Below are 16,240 nucleotides of genomic sequence, written 5' to 3'. Positions count from 1 at the left end.
CGGCCCGCGCGGGCGCCGGAGCAGCCGCCCCGGGCGACCGGTGACCCCGCGCCGGTCGCCGGCCCCGTACCGGCCCACCACCCGGCGGTCCCGGCGTCCGGGCGCGCCATCTCGCCCCTGTACCTCTCCCCGCCCAAGGAGTCCTCCTCGTGAGCCCGTTCGCCCTCACCCGCACCCTGCCCGTCGACGCCACGGCCGCCGCCCTGCGCGCGGACGTCGCCGCCGGGCTGGGTGCGGCGCCCAAGTGGCTGCCGCCCAAGTGGTTCTACGACGCCCGCGGCAGCGAGCTGTTCGAAGAGATCACCCGACTGCCCGAGTACTACCCCACCCGTGCCGAGCGGGAGATCCTGGCCGCCCGGGCCCCGGAGATCGCCGCGGCCAGCGGCGCCCGGACGCTGGTCGAGCTCGGTTCGGGCTCGTCCGAGAAGACCCGGCTGCTCCTTGACGCGCTGCCCGACTTGCGCGCGTACGTCCCGGTCGACGTCAGCTCCAGCGCCCTGGAGCTGGCCGGGCAGGCGCTGCTGGCCGAGCGCCCGGGGCTGACCGTGCACGCGCTGGTGGCCGACTTCCAGCAGGCCCTGGCGCTACCGCGGACGCCGGGGCCGCGTCTGGTGGTCTTCCTCGGGGGCACCATCGGGAACCTGTTGCCGGCCGAGCGGGCGCACTTCCTGGCCGCGGTGCGCACGCTGCTTGAGCCGGACGACGCCCTGTTGCTCGGCACCGACCTGGTCAAGGAGGAGGCGACGCTGTTGGCGGCGTACGACGACGCGGCCGGGGTGACTGCGGCGTTCAACAAAAACGTTTTGTCGGTGCTCAACCGGGAGCTCGGCGCCGATTTCCAACCCGCCGACTTCGACCACGTCGCGCACTGGGACGCGGAGCGGGAGTGGATCGAGATGCGGTTGCGGGCCAGGTCGGCGGTGACCGCCAAGATCCCGGCGCTGGACCTGGCGGTGTCCTTCGCCGCCGGCGAGGAGCTGCGCACCGAGGTGTCGGCGAAGTTCCGGCGGGCGGGCGTCAGCACCGAACTGGCCGCGGCCGGCCTGGCGCTGCGCCAGTGGTGGACGGACGGGGCGGACCGCTTCGCCCTCTCGCTGGCCACGCCGGCGGGGTGACCTGCTGACCGTACGGCCGGGACCGGCGAGCGGCCCCGGCCGTACGGGCGTCGAAACAGGCGTCCGCAGGTGTCAGCCCGCGACGAGCGGCGCCACCGGGCGCAGCAGGTTCTCGCGCAGCCCGCGCCGGCGCCATTCGCGCGGGTAGCCGAGCGAGACCTCCTCGAAGCGCACCCCGTCCTCGGTGGTCACCCGCGGGATGTGCAGGTGCCCGTAGATGACGGCGGCGGCGTTGAACCGCACGTGCCAGTCGGCGGTGAGCTTGGTGCCGCACCACAGTGCGAAGTCCGGGTAGTAGAGCACCTCGGTGGGCAGCCGGGTCAGCGGCCAGTGGTTGATGAGCACCGGCGGCGCCTTGGGGTCGATCTCGGCCAGCCGCCGCTCGGTCTCGGCCACCCGGGCCCGGCACCAGTCCTCCTTGGTGGGGTACGGGTCCGGGTGCAGGAAGTGCTCGTCGGTGCAGACGACACCGCTCTTGTACGCGGCGGCCAGCGCCTCTTCCTGGGTGTGCCGGGGGTTGGCCCGGAACGTGTAGTCGTAGAGCGTGAACACCGGGGCGATGGTGACCGGCCCCGACGCGCCCTCCCAGACCAGGAACGGGTCCTCGGGGGTGGCGACGCCGAGCCCCCGGCACATCTCCACCAGCGCGTCGTACCTGGCGACGCCGCGCAGGTCGACCTCGTCCTTGGGGTGACTCCACAGCTCGTGGTTGCCCGGCACCCAGATGACCTTGGCGAACCGTTCGCTCAGCAGCTTGAGGGTCTGCTCGATGTCCGCGAACACCTCGCCGATGTCGCCCGCCACGATCAGCCAGTCCTCGTCCGAACCCGGGCGCAGCTTCTCGGTGATGGCGCGGTTGTCCTCGTAGCTGACGTGCAGGTCGCTGATGGCGAGGAGCTCGCCTCGCGGTGCGCCGGCGGTCATTGGCGCGGGCCCGGGGTCGCGGCGGTCCGCACCGGCGGGTGCGGCCGGCCGGGCACACCGGCCACCTGCTCTATGTCTACGCCGTCGTCGACGGGCGTACCGCGCATGTGTCTCTCCCGTTCTCGCCACACCGTGCTCTAGCGGGGCCGTTCAGCCGGCCGTTGCCCAAAAGGATCGCATAGTGCGGGAGTTAGCGGCGAACGCCGACGGTCACCTGCTGGGCCGGTGTCAGCCCTGCTCACCGGGGCCGTCACCGGGGGGCGGGGCGGCCGGGCCGGACCTGCGGCGGGCCCGGTACTGGAGGTAGGAGGTGGCGCCGGCGACCACGCCGGAGATGCCGCAGCCGATCGCGATGGCCTGGAGCTCGCCGCGGGCGGCTGCGCTGCCCAGGTAGCCGAGGCCGACCGAGTACCCGGCCCAGATGCACTCGGCGATGCCGGCACCGATCAGGTACCGGCGCAGCGGGTAGCCGATGGCGCCCGCGCCGAGCCCGCCGATCAGCCGGCCGCTGGGCAGGAAGCGCACGGCGACGACGTACGGCACCCCGTGCTGCCGTATCTGCCCGGCCGTCCAGGCGAGCAGGGCCTTGCGGCGGGCGGTGCGCGCCGCCCAGTGGTTGACCCGGTCCTTGAACCGGCTGCCGCACCAGTGCAGCAGTCCGTCGCCGAGGAGCGCGCTGCCGGCGACGACCAGCAGCACCAGCGCCAGGTTCAGGCTGCCGCGGGCGGCCAGCACCCCGCCGGCCACCAGCAGGGCCGCATTGGGCACCAGCGGCGGCAGGGTGGTGATCATCAGCAGCGCGTACGCCCACACCGCGGCCCGTGGCAGCTCCCCCTCCAGGCCGCCGGCCAGGGCAGGCCAAGCGGCGAGCGGGGGTGCGAGCGGTGCGGCGTCCATCCGGCCACCTCTCCTCGGTGCCGCCACCACGGCGGCACGCCCGTACGGCAACGCTGGCAAGGAACGGGTCGCCGGGGCAACCCCGCTCTGCCGCGCGTCCGACCCTGCCAGGACGAGGGCGCCGCGCACCGCACCCCCGGCCGGTAGATTCCCTGCCGCTGGCCTGCTGATTCCCCGCGGCCCCGGTGGCGAGGGCCGCGCACCCGTTCCTCATCTGCCGCTCGTCCGCCGCCCGCCCGCTGCTCGTCTTCCGTTCCCCGTCCGCTCCCCTGGCTCACGGACCGCCGCCGTCGGGCGGGCCCCGGGCCGGCCTCGTGCGCCCGCGCGCGCCCGCCGGGCGGGTGACCCGCCCGGGGCCGCCCGGCCGCTGCCAGCCGGGCGTTCCCCGGCTCCGCTGCACGGCGGCGGTCCGGATCGGGCCGGGCGGCAGCACCGGGAGGGCGCACGGGGGCGGGGGGTGCTGCGGACGGGCCGCGGGCCGCCCGGTCACCGAGCCCGACCTACTGGCGGTTAACCTCGGCTCCGTGGCGGACACGACTCCTGACAAGGCACCTCAAGAATTCGAACGCGGAACGGACGGCCCCAAGGTCATCGTCGCCGGTCTGGACGGTTCCCAGTCCTCGTGGCGGGCGGTGGCCTACGCGGCCGGGCTCGCCAGGCGGCAGAACGCGCTGTTGGCCGTGGTGTACGTGCAACCGGTGCTGCCGGCGAGTGCGGCCTTCGGCGCGCCGGTGGCCGACACCACCGGCGAAGTCGCCGAGGAGCTCATCGGGCAGATGCGGGAGGCCACCGAGCGGCTGCGCGGCGTCTTCGAGGTGCGCTGGGAGTTCCACACCCACGTCGGCGACCCGTACAGCGGGTTGGTCGCGGTGGCCGACCGGCTCAAGGCCGACGCGGTGGTGGTGGGCGTCTCCGAGCAGGCCGGCCACCGGATCGTCGGGTCGGTGGCGATCCGCCTGGTCAAGGCGGGGCGCTGGCCGGTCACCGTGGTCCCCTGACCCGCCGGGCCGCGCGCAGCCGGCCCGGTGCGCGCCGGCGCCCCGGCCGCCGTGGTGGGTGCTCGGCTCGCGCCGGGCGGCCGGGTGGGGCACGGTGGTGTGGACCGAGCAGCACCCCAGTGACCGGGGAGTTTTCGACATGTCCCACCACACGTACCGGGTGACCGAAATCGTCGGCACGTCGCACGAGGGAGTGGACGCCGCGATCCGCAACGGCATCAGCCGCGCCGCGCAGACCGTGCGCCACCTGGACTGGTTCGTGGTCCAGGAGGTGCGCGGACAGATCGAGGACGGTGTGGTGCAGCACTATCAGGTGGGGCTCAAGGTCGGCTTCCGCCTTGAGGAGTCGACCGACTGAGCAGCCCGCCCCACCGGCCCCGGCTCGCTACGGGGCCGACGCCGCGGCGCGCCGGCCGCCGGGCCCGGCGGCCGGGTCAGCCGCGGGGCACCACGGTGGCCAGCACGTCCGGCAGGGCGTACCAGTCGGCGGTGGCGAAGCTCGCGTGCCGGGTGGCCAGCTCGCCGACCCGGGTACGGGCCTGCTCCGGCGTGGGCGAAGTGCCGTCGATCGCCGGCGGCACCTTGTGGGCGTCCGTCATGACCAGCAGGTAGTGGTTGCGGTCGTACCAGGCGGTGTCGATGTTCTGGCGCACGTAGCTGGCCGCGTCGCCGTCGAAGAGGACGAACCAGGGCCGGATCGTGGCGTCCGCGTACCGCTCGCGCGGGTCGCCGGCGCTGGCGCCGTGCACCGCGGGGAAGGCGGTGGCGCGCGGGAGTTCGTCGCGGGCGGCCAGGTCGCGCAGGTGGGTGGCGTACTCGCGGTCGGTCCACAGCTTGTCGAGCGGGTTGTTCTCCTCGACGGTGCCCGGGATCAGCTCGATCAGGAACTTGCCGGCCAGCGCGCTCCTGGTCGGCCAGCCCTGCGCGCGCACCGCCGCGTCCGCCGTGGCATGGTCGCCCGTCAGGTCGGCGGGCCGGTAGAGGGCGTCGCCCAGGGTCCGGTTCAGCAGCGCGTCGAACTCGTCGGGCCCGCGGTCGCGCTTGTCGTAGAAGCCGTCCTTGAGCTCCACCTTGATCAGCAGCGGGCGGTGTCCGGGGTGCGCGTCGTGCCAGGCCCGCAGGTCGGCCAGGCAGCCCGGCAGGTCGCGGTCGGTGCGCTGGCCGGCTGCCGAGGCGGCGCCCGTGCAGTTGTTGTCGTTGCCCAGCGGATTGCTGTGCGAGACCCGCCAGCCCGGCCCGAACGCATTGGTCCACACGTCCAGTTCGAGCAGCGCGGCGCCGGAGTCCAGCGCATCGGTGAGCCGGGGGTAGCTGCTCTTCTCGTACGCGTTGTGCACGCCGACCGACGTGGTGGCCGCGTAGCCGCGGTCATCGGCGTCCGCGCCGGCGCCGGCCGGGGCGGTGCCCCCGACGAGCAGTCCGGCGAGCGCCGCGAGCGTGACCGTACCCCGAACTACCGCTGTGCTCATGCCCGTTCCCCCGTCACATCCCGCTGTCTCCCGAACGCGCGCCAGCGTACGGGAGGGCCGGCGGCTGCCACCAGGGCGGGGCCGGGTGGTGCGGTGGGCCCTGGCGGGCGGCCCGGGTGGGGGGTGGTCGCGTTGACCCCCGCACCGAACTGCAACTAACCTCATTGCAGTTTCACCTGTCCCGGACTCCGGGACTCGACGACCGCCCCGAACGTCGGGACCCCGACGACTTCGCGCAGCGACGCATCGAGGCGCCGATGCCCCGACGTTCGGACACACCGCCCCGCCAGTGTCGGGGCGGCGCGCCGCCCGACTGGCCGCACACCGACCGACGTCCGACCGACAGCGACAGGAGGGGCACGTGAGCCTCAGCAGCAGAAGTGCGGTGGCCATCCACGCGTTGACGCTGCTGGCCCGGCGGGCCGAGTCCTCGCTGGCCCCGCTGCCGTCGGCGGAGGCCGCGGAGAGCCTGGCGAGCAACCCGGTACTGGTGCGGCGCATCCTGGGCAGTCTGCGGGAGGCCGGCCTGGTGACGTCGGTCGAGGGCCGCGGCGGCGGCTGGTCACTGGCCCGCGACGCCCGCGAGATCACGCTCTACGACGCGTTCGCCGCCGTGGAGTCCGGCCCGATCCTGGCCCGGCACCCGCACCCGCCCAGCACCGACTGCGAGGTCGGACGCCACATGCGGGCGCTCCTGGAGACGGAGTTCGAGGCGGCGGAGCAGGCCCTGCGGCAGCGCCTGGGCCGCACCACCATCGCCCATCTGCTGCACCGGGTGCACACGGTCGAGCGGGAACTCTCCACCGCTCCCCCGACCGACGCCCACTGACCCACCCCGCACCACCGACCACACAGGCCGGAGGCAACCCCTCCGCTCTCCACTCAGCACCAAACTGCAACCACTTCGGTTTCAGTTTACGTTGCGGTTCACGAGGATCGCAGTTCACCAGGGAGGACGTACGACATGACGCCGACAACGACCGGACAGCCACGCATCGCGGTGGTGACGGGAGCCGGGCGGGGCATCGGACTCGCGACCGTACGCGCGCTCGTCGACGACGGGTACGCGGTCGTCGCGGGAAGCCGCACCGTCACCGATGCGCTGACGGACCTGACACCGGACGCCCTGGAGGTGGACCTCGGCACCGCGGAGGGCCCCGCACGACTGGTTCAGTACGCGCTAAGCCGCCACGCCGGGATCGATCTGCTGGTCAACAACGTGGCGGGCGTCTCGTCACCGCCCGGCGGCTTCGCCCAACTCGACGACGCGGCCTGGCTCCACACCTTCGACCTGACGCTGATGGCGGCGGTCCGCGCCACCCGGGCGGCGCTGCCGAGCCTGCTGGAGCGGCGCGGCGCGGTGGTCAACATCAGTTCGGTCAACGCCAGGCTGCCGCAGCCCAGGCTGGTCGCCCAGTCGGCGGCCAAGGCGGCGCTGTCCAACCTCGGCAAGGCGCTCGCAGAGGAGTTCGGGCCCAGCGGGTTGCGGGTCAACACCATCTCGCCGGGCCCGGTCCGTACGGACGTGTGGACCTCGCCCGACGGGCCCGGGGCGGCGCTGGCCCGGCGGGTCGGGCTGTCGCCACAGGAGTTGCCGGCCTTCCTCGGCGCGTCGACCGGTCGGTTCACCGAACCGGCGGAGATCGCGGCGCTCGTGGTGTTCCTCGCCTCCGGGCAGGTCGCCAACATGAGTGGCGCGGACCTGGTGGTCGACGGCGGACTGCTCAAGTCCCTCTGAGCGCAGGGCGCCAGCCCCGCTGGGCCGCAAGCCGCCCGCCGGCCCGGCAGCGGTGCGCGCCGGTCGCATCTCCCCGCCCGGCCAGGAGGTTGAGCGGCGGCTGATCTTCGGGTGGCGTACGGGCCACACTGGGGCGGGAGTTCACGAACGTGGAGGAACGCATGAACGTCACCCGCCGGCTGCGGCCGGTCCCGCTCGCAGCCACCGCACTGACCGGGGTCACCGCCCTCTACCTGGCCCTGGTCGTCGTCGGCAACATCACCGACTTCGGCACCAACCGGGAGTTCGTCCGCCACGTCCTGGCGATGGACACCACCTTCAAGGACGAGGACCTGATGTGGCGCGCGATCACCTCGCGCCCACTCCAGGACGCCGCGTACGTCGCGATCATCTGCTGGGAGGCGGTGTCCGCCCTGCTCCTTGGCCTGGCCACGGTGCGGTGGGCGCGCGGGTTACGCGGCGGCCCGGTGGAGTCGGCCCGTACGTGCAGCACGTGGGGGTTGGTGATGGTGCTGGTGCTGTTCGGCGGTGGCTTCATCGGTGTCGGCGGCGAGTGGTTCGCGATGTGGCAGTCCGAGGACTGGAACGGGTTGGACGCGGCCACCCGGAGCGTGGTGCTGGCCGGCGTCGCCCTGCTGGTGGTCCACCTGCCGCTGCGGGACGAGCGGACGCAGGACGGGCCGCGGGGTGGAGAGCAGGGCTGACAACGACGTGGGCGAGCAACGGGCGGGCGGTGGCCTGGTGCGTGTGAGCCGCCTGCGTGGCCGGGCCGGGCGCCGGGCCGGGCCGCCCCTCCTCGCGGCCCCGGTTCGGATGATGCCGGGGGCCGCGCCGTGACCTCGGCGCCGCCCGGGCGGATACGTAGGGCGACGCAGGACCACCGCAGGTCCGACGCACCGCCGAGGCGAGGAGACGCCATCATGTGGAACATGCCGAGGAAGCTGTCAGCGGCGGGGGCGACGCTCCTGGCCTCCGCGCTGCCGGCCGGGATCGCACACGCCGACGAGACGCACAGCAACTCGCACAACGCCCCGCGCATGGCGTTGATCTCCACCGGCCAGATCGACGACCCGATGGAGGACGTACTGGAGCACGCGGCCCTGCTCGGCCGCACCAGCACGGTCGACTGAGCCCGCAGCGGGGCACGGGCGAGCCGTGATCGATCGGGGGCGCCGGCCGGCGTACGGGCCGGCGCCCCTGCTGTGCCAGCGGGTGGACGGGGCGCGGCCGGCCCCGTGGCCCCGGCGTACGCGCACCGTGCGGATCGGCCTCCCGCCCCACGGCTGTGGGGAGTTGCACGGCCGGGCCCGGCATTGTGGACTCCGGGCATGACACGACGCGTCTTGTACCTCATCGCCTGCGCGGCGGGACCCACCCAGTACGTCGATGCGGGCATCCGCACGGCCCAACAGGCCGGTTGGGACACCTGCCTGGTGTTGACCCCGTCGGCCGCCCGCTGGTGGGAGCCGCGGCTGCCGGAGTTGGCCGAGCTGACGGGACATCCGGTCCGCTCCCACTACAAGCTGCCCACCGAGCCGGACGTACTGCCGTCCGCCGACGCCATGCTCATCGCGCCGCTGAGCTGCACCAGCCTCAACAAGTGGGCGGCGGGCATCGCCGACACCCTGGCCATCGGCCTCGTGTCGGAAGGCGTCCACCTGGGCGTGCCCGTCGTGGCCATGCCGTGCTTCAACCAGGCCCAGGCGGCGCAGCCCGCGGTGCCGCGCAGCGTGGAGACGCTGCGGGCGCAGGGCGTCAGGGTGCTGCTCGGGCCCGACGGGTACGAGCCGCGTCCGCCGAAGCAGGGTGACCCCGCGGCGTACCCGTGGGACCGGGCCGTCGCGGCCCTGCCCGCGCTCCCCTAGCGAGCCCCCCGGCCCGCAGGCCGGCCCGGGCGGCGGGGGGTCCTGGCCGGGGCGAAGGGCGCACGAGGGGCCCGGCTGTCAGTGGGTGGTCATAGAGTGGGGCCACGGTTTCGGCCTTGGGGAGGGGCGAACGGTGAGTGTGCACAGGTCCGTTCGGGCGGTGCTGGGCGTGGGGGCTGCGCTGCTGCTGGTGGTGGGGTGTTCCGCGGGAGGCGGCACGCCGGACGGCACGTCGTCGGACAGCCGCCGACCCGGTTCGGAGGCCGCGCCGCCCGGTCAGGACCCGGTGGCCAGGACGAAGCCGAGCCCGCGACCGACCGCCCCTGACTACACGCTGCGCCCCAGCCGGTTCCCCACCGACACCGCGGGCGCGCTGCGGATGGCGCGCCGGATCGCCCTGGAACCAAGCAAGTTCGGCCCCGGCTTCACCCGCGGGGAGCCGTTCGAGGACGACCCGCGCCGCTGGGCGGTACTGGACTCGCGGTGCGTGTGGCAGCGCGCCGCCCTACCGCCCCGGGTACTGACCAGCCTGGCCCAGCACAGCGTGCTGCCGGCGCAGGGCGGCAAGGGCGCGGTCGAGGTGGTCTCGGTCATCTCCGTGCACCGGGACGTGGACAGCGCCGACCAGGAGCTCGCCACCACCCTGGAGGAGGTGCTGCGCTGTCCCAGGCAGCAGTTGAGCGCCGACGAAGAGGTCACCGACCTGATATCGGCCAGCAATCCGTGGGGCAAGCGCGGGCAGCGGACCACCGACGACCAGGTCTGGGAAATGGGCACCTACACCGACCACGGCACGGGTGAATCCACCCCGTACGTCTGGGGCACCAGCCGGCTCGGCACGATCACCACATCGGTGACGATCCTTGGCGGCAAGGGCTTCGCCAGCGGCGTCCTGGAGAAGACGATGGCCGTCTCGTTGTCCGAGTTGGCCACGAACGTCAAGCGCGAACTGGCCTAGTCGGGCGCCCCACGCTGCTGGGCGCCCGCGGCCACCCCGCCACGGGTGAAGGCTTGTGGTGACCGCTTTCGGTGACCTGAGGGCAAGGGACCCGCTCATGCAACCGTTACGTTCCGACGATCCGCCGCGGATCGCCGACCACCGTCTCCTGGGCCGCCTCGGCGCGGGCGGCATGGGCGTGGTCTACCTCGCCCGCTCACCGGGCGGGGCGCTGCTCGCGCTGAAGGTGATCAGGCCGGAGTACGCGGACGACCCGGGCTTCCGCGCCAGGTTCCGACGCGAGGTGGCCGCCGCCCGGCGGGTCAGCAGCCGGTGGGCGGTGCCCCTCGCCGACGCCGACACCGAGTCCGCCGCGCCCTGGCTCGCCTCCGGCTACGTGCCGGGCCCCGCTCTCGGCGAGGTGGTCGGCCGCTACGGCCCGCTGCCGGTCGACGGGGTGCGGGCGCTGGGGCACATGCTGGCCGAGGCGTTGGAGGCGGTACACGGGGCCGGGCTCGTGCACCGGGACGTCAAGCCGGGGAACGTGCTACTCGCCCTGGACGGGCCGCGGCTGATCGACTTCGGCATCGCCCGCGCCCTGGACGACACCGCCATCACCACCACCGACATGGTGATCGGCTCGCCCGGCTTCCTCTCCCCCGAGCAGGCGCAGGCCGCGGGCTCCGCGATCGGGCCGCCCAGCGACGTGTTCTCGCTCGGCGCCGTGCTCGCCTACGCGGCCAGCGGCCGGGCCCCGTTCGGCGCCGGCGAACCGGCGGCGCTGCTCTACCGCACCGTGCACGACCGGCCCGACCTGGCCGGTGTGCCCGAGGGCCTGCTGCCGCTGCTCGGGCGCTGTCTCGACAAGGACCCGCTGCGCCGCCCGACCGCCACCGCGCTGCGCCGCGCCCTGGTCCGCGACCCGCGCCGGGCGGACACCGAGGACTGGCTGCCGGCGCACGTCGTCCACCTGGTCGCCAGCCGCTCCATCGCCCTGCTGGCCCTGCCCGATCAGCAAGGCGATCGGGATGAGCAGGACGCGCAGGAAGTTCAACAGAGGCTGCACGAAGAGGACGGAGCGAAGGCAGGGGGCGAGCTCCGCGGCCGGGCCGGCGAGCTCACCGCGACGGCAGCGGACCAGGTCGAGGACGCCCCGCCCCAGCCGGCGTCCGAAGCGGGCCCGGCCGCGAAGGCCGCACCCACCGCACCCGCGGCGCGCTCGCGGCGCTGGCTGTTCGCCGCGTCGGGAGCCGTGGTGCTGGCCGGTGGGGGCGGTCTGGCCGCCTGGGCGGCCCGGCGCGGGTCGGCCGATGCTGCCGACCACGGGCCGGGCCTTCCCGCGTACACGATCGGTGTGCACAGCGACTTCAGCGGCGCCCAGGCCGCCTGGGGCAAGGCGCAGCGCACCGGGGTGCAGTTGGCGATCGAGGAGTTCAACGCGGGCCGCGGCCGGCGGTTCGCGCTGCGGCTGAAGACGGTCGACGACGGCGGGCGGGCGGACCGGGCCGGCACGGCGGCGGCCGAACTGGTCGACGACCGCTCGGTGCTGGCCGTGATCGGGCCCGGCGTTGACGACGTGGCGGTGTCGGCCGTCGAGGTCTACGACCAGGCGCTGTTGGCCGCGGTGGCCGTCGCGCTGGGCACGGTGCGCCCGAACGGCGCACCCACCAGGTCGCTGCTGCTGGCCCGCCCCGGCGACGCCCTCCACGCGCTGCCCATCGTCCCGTACCTGACGAGCGGCGCCCCGGCCCGGCGAACCGGTCTCATCGATGACCGCAAGGCCGACAACTACAGTTGGGCGACCACCCGGGCGGTGGCCGGTTCGCTGCGGCTGGTGCCGAAGTGCGAGGTGGTGCCCCGGGTGTTGCGGGCCGGTTCCGATGACTACGGGTCGATCGTGCGCTCCCTGCTCGCCCAGCGCGTCGACTCGCTCGTCTTCGGCGGCAAGGCGCTCGGGGCGGCCCGGGTCGCGCGCGCGGCGCAGCAGACCGGGTTCACCGGCCCGCGGATCGCCACCCAGGCCGTGCTGGACCCGCTGTTCCTGAAGGAGGCCGGTTCCGCGGCCGAGGGCTGGGTGCTGACCTCCACGTTCATCGACCCGGCCGACACGCCGGCGGCGGCGCCCTTCGTCGCGGCCTACCGCAAGCGGTTCGCCACCGCGCCGCCCTACCAGGCGGTGGAGGCGTACGACGCGGCCCGGTTGGTGATCCGGGTGCTGTCCAAGCTCCTGGCGGGGGCCGGTGCCCGCCCGCCGACGCGCAAGGCGGTGCTCGACGCGCTGCGTGCCGCCCACTTCGACGGGATCTCCAAGAAGATCGCGTTCGCCGCGGAGGACGGCGACTTCAAAGGTTCGGACGGCACCTTCTTCTACCGGGTCAAGCGCGGCCGGTTCGCCTTCGTCGGCGCCGCGCCCCTCGGGGAGGGCTAGCCGTGGAACCGCTGCGTCCGACCGATCCGTCGCACATCGGCGGCTACCGGCTGCTGCGTCGGCTCGGCGCCGGCGGCATGGGCGTGGTCTACCTCGGCCGCTCGTCCGGGGGCGGCCTGGTGGCGATCAAGGTGATCCTCGCGGATCGGGTCGACGACCCGTCCTTCCGGGTGCGGTTCCGCCGAGAGGTGGCCGCCGCGCGCCGGGTGCGCAGCCCGTGGGTCGCAGCGGTCACCGACGCGGAGACCGAGAGCGACACGCCGTGGCTGGCCACCGCGTACGTCCCGGGCCCGGCGCTCGGCGAGGCGGTGGCCGCCTTCGGGCCGCTGACGGAGCCGTACGCGCGACAGCTCGGGGTGCGGCTCGCGGAGGCGCTGGCGGCCGTGCACGCGGCCGACCTCGTGCACCGGGACGTCAAGCCAGGCAACATCCTGCTGGCGCTCGACGGCCCGCGGCTCATCGACTTCGGCATCGCGCGCTCCGCCCAGGACACGGCGCTGACCGGCCTCAACATGGTGATCGGCTCCCCCGGCTTCCTCTCGCCCGAGCAGGCCCGCGCGCACGGACCCGTGGTGGGGCCGGCCAGCGACGTGTTCTCGCTCGGCTGCGTGCTGGTCTTCGCGACCAGTGGGCGCCGGCCGTTCGGGGCCGGCTCGCCGGCGGCGATGCTCTACCGGACGGTGCACGCCGAGGCCGATCTGCGCGGCGTGCCCGAGGGGCTGCTTCCCCTGCTGGGGGCCTGTCTGGACAAGGACCCGGCGCGCCGCCCGACCGCCGCCGAACTCGGCGAACGGCTGGCCGTCGGACTGCCGGGCGAGGGCGAAGGCGCGCCGTGGCTGCCCGAGCCGGTGATCCGGCTGATCGCCGGCCGCTCGACCGAACTGCTCGCCCTGCCCGCCGTCGAGGCGACCGTGCAGGTTCCCGGCGAGGTGGCGCAGGTCGCGCAGTCGCCCGAGGCCGGTGCCGCCGGCGACGGCCCGGGGACCGCTACCGGTCCCGGTCGCCGGCGGCTGCTGGCGTTCGCATCGGCGGGCGGGGTGCTGGTGGCGGGCGGGCTCGGGACGTGGGCCGCGCTGCGCGGCGACGGCGGGCGCGGCTCCGGCGCCAGGGCCGGCAGCGTGCCGCGCCACACCATCGGGCTGCAAGCCGACCTCTCCGGGCCCGGCGCGACGCTCGGCCGGGCGCTGGAGCGGGGCGCGCAGCTAGCGGTGGCGGACTTCAACGCCCGTGCCGACCGGCCGTTCACCTTGGCGCTGCGGGTGCGCGATGATGCGGGCCGGCTCGATCGGGCCCGCGAGGTAGCAGGTCAACTGGGCGCCGACAAGGGCGTGTTGGCGGTGATCGGGCCGACGAGCGACGCGGTGGCGAGCGCCGTCGCCGGCCCCTACCACACCGCCCGGCTGGCGTTGGTCAGCGTCTCGTTGGGCGCGGACACGGTCTCCCACGTCGAGTACCGCAACTACCTGGCCAGCCGGGCCGGCGACACGAGGCTGATCCTCCCGCTGCTGGCGCAGGTCGGCCGGCGCACCCGGCAGCGCGATCGGGCGCGCGGCACGGTGGTGGGGGTCATCGACGACCGCAATGCCGGCGATCTGAGTTGGCAGGCCGCCCGGGACTTCGCCGCCGCGCTCACCAGCGACAGCTATCCCACGCCGCCGCTCACGGTCACCGTCGCCCGCGGCGCCACGGACGTGCGCGCGCCGGTGGCCGAGCTGTTGGCGTACCGGGTCGACGCGATCGCCTACCTGGGGTTGCTGCCGGGTGCGGTCGCGGTGGCCCGGGAGTTGCGGCGGGTGGGGTTCGACGGGGACCGGATGGCGCTGCAACCGGTGCGGGAGCCGCGTTTCCTGCGGGAGGCCGGGGCGGCGGCGGAGGGCTGGTACCTGAGCTCGGCCTTCGTGGACGCGTCCGCGTACGCACGGACGAAGGCGTTCGCCGCCGGCTACCGCAGCCGGTACGGCACCGCACCGCCGCGCTATGCGGCCGAGGCGTACGACGTGGTGGGGCTGGTGGCGCGCGGGCTGCGGGGCGTGGCGGGTACGGGGGCGGAGCGGGAGGCGCTGATCGGGCGGCTGCCGCGGACGGCGTACCGGGGGATCACCAAGGAATTCAGGTTCGACCCGGACAGCGGAGTGGTCTCGGAGGCTGGGTTGTACCTCTCCCGGGTGGTCGACGGCCGGTTCCGCTTCCTGGGGACGTACGAGGAAGCCACCAAGTCCCGCCGGGGCTGACGGCGCCCGGCCGGGGTCCGGAAGGCGGCGGGCGCCCGGTGGTGCCGCGCCGGGGGCGGGCGGCGGCGCGTGGCGGCGCCGGAATTGGTCCGGAGCGGTGTCTTTCGTCCCTCCCGGTGTTGGGCCATCATGATCCGCCGTCAGCTATCGGCGGAGAGGACACCTCATGGCCAGACTCCGACCTGGGTACGGCGTACTGCGTCGCAAACCCATTGCGCACATCGAAGAGCCCGAGGGCGCCGCGAGCGAGCAGCTCAGCCGGAGCCTGGGCCTGTGGCAACTGACGGCGATCGGCGTCGGCGGCATCATCGGCGCCGGCATCTTCGCCCTGGCGGGCACCGTCGCCAACGGCACGGCAGGCCCCGCGGTCCTGATCTCGTTCCTGATCGCGGGCGTGGCGAGCGCTGCCGCGGCCTTCTCGTACGCGGAGTTCGCCGGGCTCATCCCGAAGGCGGGTTCCGCCTACACCTACGGCTATGCGGTGCTCGGGGAGCTGGTGGGCTGGTTCATCGGCTGGGACCTGCTCCTTGAGTACACGGCGATCATCGCGGTGGTCGCCATCGGCATCTCCGGCTACTTCTCCTTCCTCGTGGAGGAGATGGGGGCGGACCTACCGAACTGGATGCTGGGTGCACCGGGCACCGGCGAGGGCCACAAGGTGGACCTGTTCGCGCTGGTGCTGTGCCTGTTCGTGGCGTACCTGTTGAATCTCGGCATCAAGAGCGCGGCCCGCTTCGAGATGGTCGTCGTGGTGTTGAAGGTGCTGGTGGTGCTGCTGGTGATCGTGGTGGGCTTCTTCCACATCGATTCCGGCAACTACTCGCCGTTCTTCCCGTACGGGGTGGGGGGTGCGTTCACCGGTGCGGCCACGGTGTTCTTCGCCGTGTTCGGCTATGACGCGATGAGTACGGCGGCCGAGGAGTCGAAGGACTCGCAGCGGCACATGCCCAAGGCGATCCTGTACTCGCTGGGCATTTCGATGGTGCTCTACGTGCTGGCCTGCCTGGTCCTGACGGGCATGCAGAACTACACGGAGGTGGACAAGGAGAGCGGGTTCTCCACGGCCTTCAAGTCGGTGGGGCTCAGCGGCATCGCGGACGTGATCGCGGTGGGGGCGATCATCGGCATCCTCACCGTGATGTTCACCTTCATGCTCGGGGTGACGCGGGTGTGGTTCTCGATGAGCCGGGACGGGCTGCTGCCCAAGTGGTTCGCCAAGACGCACCCGACCCGGAAGGTGCCCACCCGGGTGACCTGGATCGTGGGCGTGGCGTCGGCGGGCATCGCCGGGTTCGTCAAGATCGGTGAGGCGGCCGAGCTCACCAACATCGGCATCCTGCTGGCCTTCACCGTCGTGTGCGTCGCGGTGATCTCCCTGCGCTACCGGCGCCCCGACCTGCCGCGCACCTTCCGCTGCCCGGGTATGCCGCTCGTGCCGCTGATCGGGGTGGCCGCCTCCGTCTGGCTGACCACCTATCTCCAGTGGCAGACCTGGGTGCGCTTCGCGGCGTGGTTCGCGCTGGGGCTGATCGTGTACTTCGGCTACTCCTACCGGCATTCCGAGATGGCGCGCTCGGGGCCGCCCCCGGCGGGCGGCGCGGGGCCGGGCGGGCCCGCGGGCGAGGGGCGGGGCGCGCC

General features: G+C 74.0%; 15 protein-coding genes. 12 read left to right on the top strand and 3 right to left on the bottom strand.

The window, feature by feature from the left end; all coding sequences use genetic code 11:
• Positions 1-149 precede the first annotated feature (149 nt).
• On the top strand, positions 150-1,115 hold the full coding sequence (gene egtD, locus ACMA1D_RS31310) for an L-histidine N(alpha)-methyltransferase (RefSeq protein WP_414727365.1): 966 nt from the start codon (positions 150-152) through the stop codon (positions 1,113-1,115).
• A gap of 72 nt (positions 1,116-1,187) precedes the next feature.
• On the opposite strand, the gene ACMA1D_RS31305 is transcribed toward egtD, so the two are convergent.
• Both ACMA1D_RS31305 and ACMA1D_RS31300 read right to left on the bottom strand, forming a co-directional pair.
• Entirely contained in the window at positions 1,188-2,039 is an 852-nt protein-coding gene (locus tag ACMA1D_RS31305) for a metallophosphoesterase family protein (protein ID WP_414727364.1), read from the bottom strand.
• 228 nt (positions 2,040-2,267) lie between these two features.
• Positions 2,268-2,936 (bottom strand): DedA family protein, encoded by a 669-nt coding sequence (locus ACMA1D_RS31300; RefSeq protein ID WP_414727363.1) that lies wholly within the window; start codon positions 2,934-2,936, stop codon positions 2,268-2,270.
• Positions 2,937-3,460: 524 nt separating this feature from the next.
• Here ACMA1D_RS31300 and ACMA1D_RS31295 point away from each other — a divergent pair.
• Together ACMA1D_RS31295 and ACMA1D_RS31290 are read left to right on the top strand one after the other, a co-directional pair.
• The gene (locus ACMA1D_RS31295; RefSeq protein WP_414727362.1) at positions 3,461-3,934 is read left to right on the top strand and encodes a universal stress protein; all 474 of its coding nucleotides are present in this window, start codon (positions 3,461-3,463) and stop codon (positions 3,932-3,934) included.
• A gap of 139 nt (positions 3,935-4,073) precedes the next feature.
• Entirely contained in the window at positions 4,074-4,292 is a 219-nt protein-coding gene (locus ACMA1D_RS31290) for a dodecin (RefSeq protein WP_414727361.1), read from the top strand.
• Positions 4,293-4,368: 76 nt separating this feature from the next.
• Here ACMA1D_RS31290 and ACMA1D_RS31285 read toward each other — a convergent pair whose 3' ends face one another.
• Entirely contained in the window at positions 4,369-5,403 is a 1,035-nt protein-coding gene (locus ACMA1D_RS31285) for a phosphatidylinositol-specific phospholipase C domain-containing protein (protein WP_414727360.1), read from the bottom strand.
• Positions 5,404-5,764: 361 nt separating this feature from the next.
• On the opposite strand from ACMA1D_RS31285, the gene ACMA1D_RS31280 reads away from it, so the two are divergent.
• The 9 genes from ACMA1D_RS31280 to ACMA1D_RS31240 all read left to right on the top strand — a co-directional run.
• Positions 5,765-6,232 (top strand): Rrf2 family transcriptional regulator, encoded by a 468-nt coding sequence (locus tag ACMA1D_RS31280; protein WP_414727359.1) that lies wholly within the window; start codon positions 5,765-5,767, stop codon positions 6,230-6,232.
• A gap of 135 nt (positions 6,233-6,367) precedes the next feature.
• Positions 6,368-7,141, top strand: coding sequence for an SDR family NAD(P)-dependent oxidoreductase (locus tag ACMA1D_RS31275; RefSeq protein WP_414727358.1), 774 nt, complete (start codon positions 6,368-6,370; stop codon positions 7,139-7,141).
• Positions 7,142-7,302: 161 nt separating this feature from the next.
• Positions 7,303-7,845 carry a DUF2165 domain-containing protein gene (locus tag ACMA1D_RS31270; protein ID WP_414727357.1) on the top strand — a complete coding sequence of 181 codons (543 nt, stop codon included), beginning with the start codon at positions 7,303-7,305 and terminating at the stop codon, positions 7,843-7,845.
• A 225-nt stretch (positions 7,846-8,070) separates the two neighbouring features.
• The gene (locus ACMA1D_RS31265; protein WP_349994702.1) at positions 8,071-8,271 is read left to right on the top strand and encodes a hypothetical protein; all 201 of its coding nucleotides are present in this window, start codon (positions 8,071-8,073) and stop codon (positions 8,269-8,271) included.
• A gap of 198 nt (positions 8,272-8,469) precedes the next feature.
• Positions 8,470-9,006, top strand: a complete 537-nt coding sequence (locus ACMA1D_RS31260) for a flavoprotein (RefSeq protein ID WP_414727356.1) — start codon at positions 8,470-8,472, stop codon at positions 9,004-9,006.
• A 133-nt stretch (positions 9,007-9,139) separates the two neighbouring features.
• Positions 9,140-9,964 (top strand): hypothetical protein, encoded by an 825-nt coding sequence (locus ACMA1D_RS31255; protein ID WP_414727355.1) that lies wholly within the window; start codon positions 9,140-9,142, stop codon positions 9,962-9,964.
• 97 nt (positions 9,965-10,061) lie between these two features.
• Positions 10,062-12,371 carry a bifunctional serine/threonine-protein kinase/ABC transporter substrate-binding protein gene (locus tag ACMA1D_RS31250; RefSeq protein WP_414727354.1) on the top strand — a complete coding sequence of 770 codons (2,310 nt, stop codon included), beginning with the start codon at positions 10,062-10,064 and terminating at the stop codon, positions 12,369-12,371.
• Between the two features lie 2 nt (positions 12,372-12,373).
• Entirely contained in the window at positions 12,374-14,602 is a 2,229-nt protein-coding gene (locus ACMA1D_RS31245; protein ID WP_414727353.1) for a bifunctional serine/threonine-protein kinase/ABC transporter substrate-binding protein, read from the top strand.
• Between the two features lie 166 nt (positions 14,603-14,768).
• A partial coding sequence (locus ACMA1D_RS31240) for an amino acid permease (protein WP_414727352.1) occupies positions 14,769-16,240 on the top strand: 1,472 nt, incomplete at its 3' end.

This window comes from Streptomyces sp. 796.1 (assembly GCF_047525675.1).
Classification (GTDB): domain Bacteria; phylum Actinomycetota; class Actinomycetes; order Streptomycetales; family Streptomycetaceae; genus Streptomyces.
This window is presented reverse-complemented; position numbering and strand designations above follow the sequence as displayed.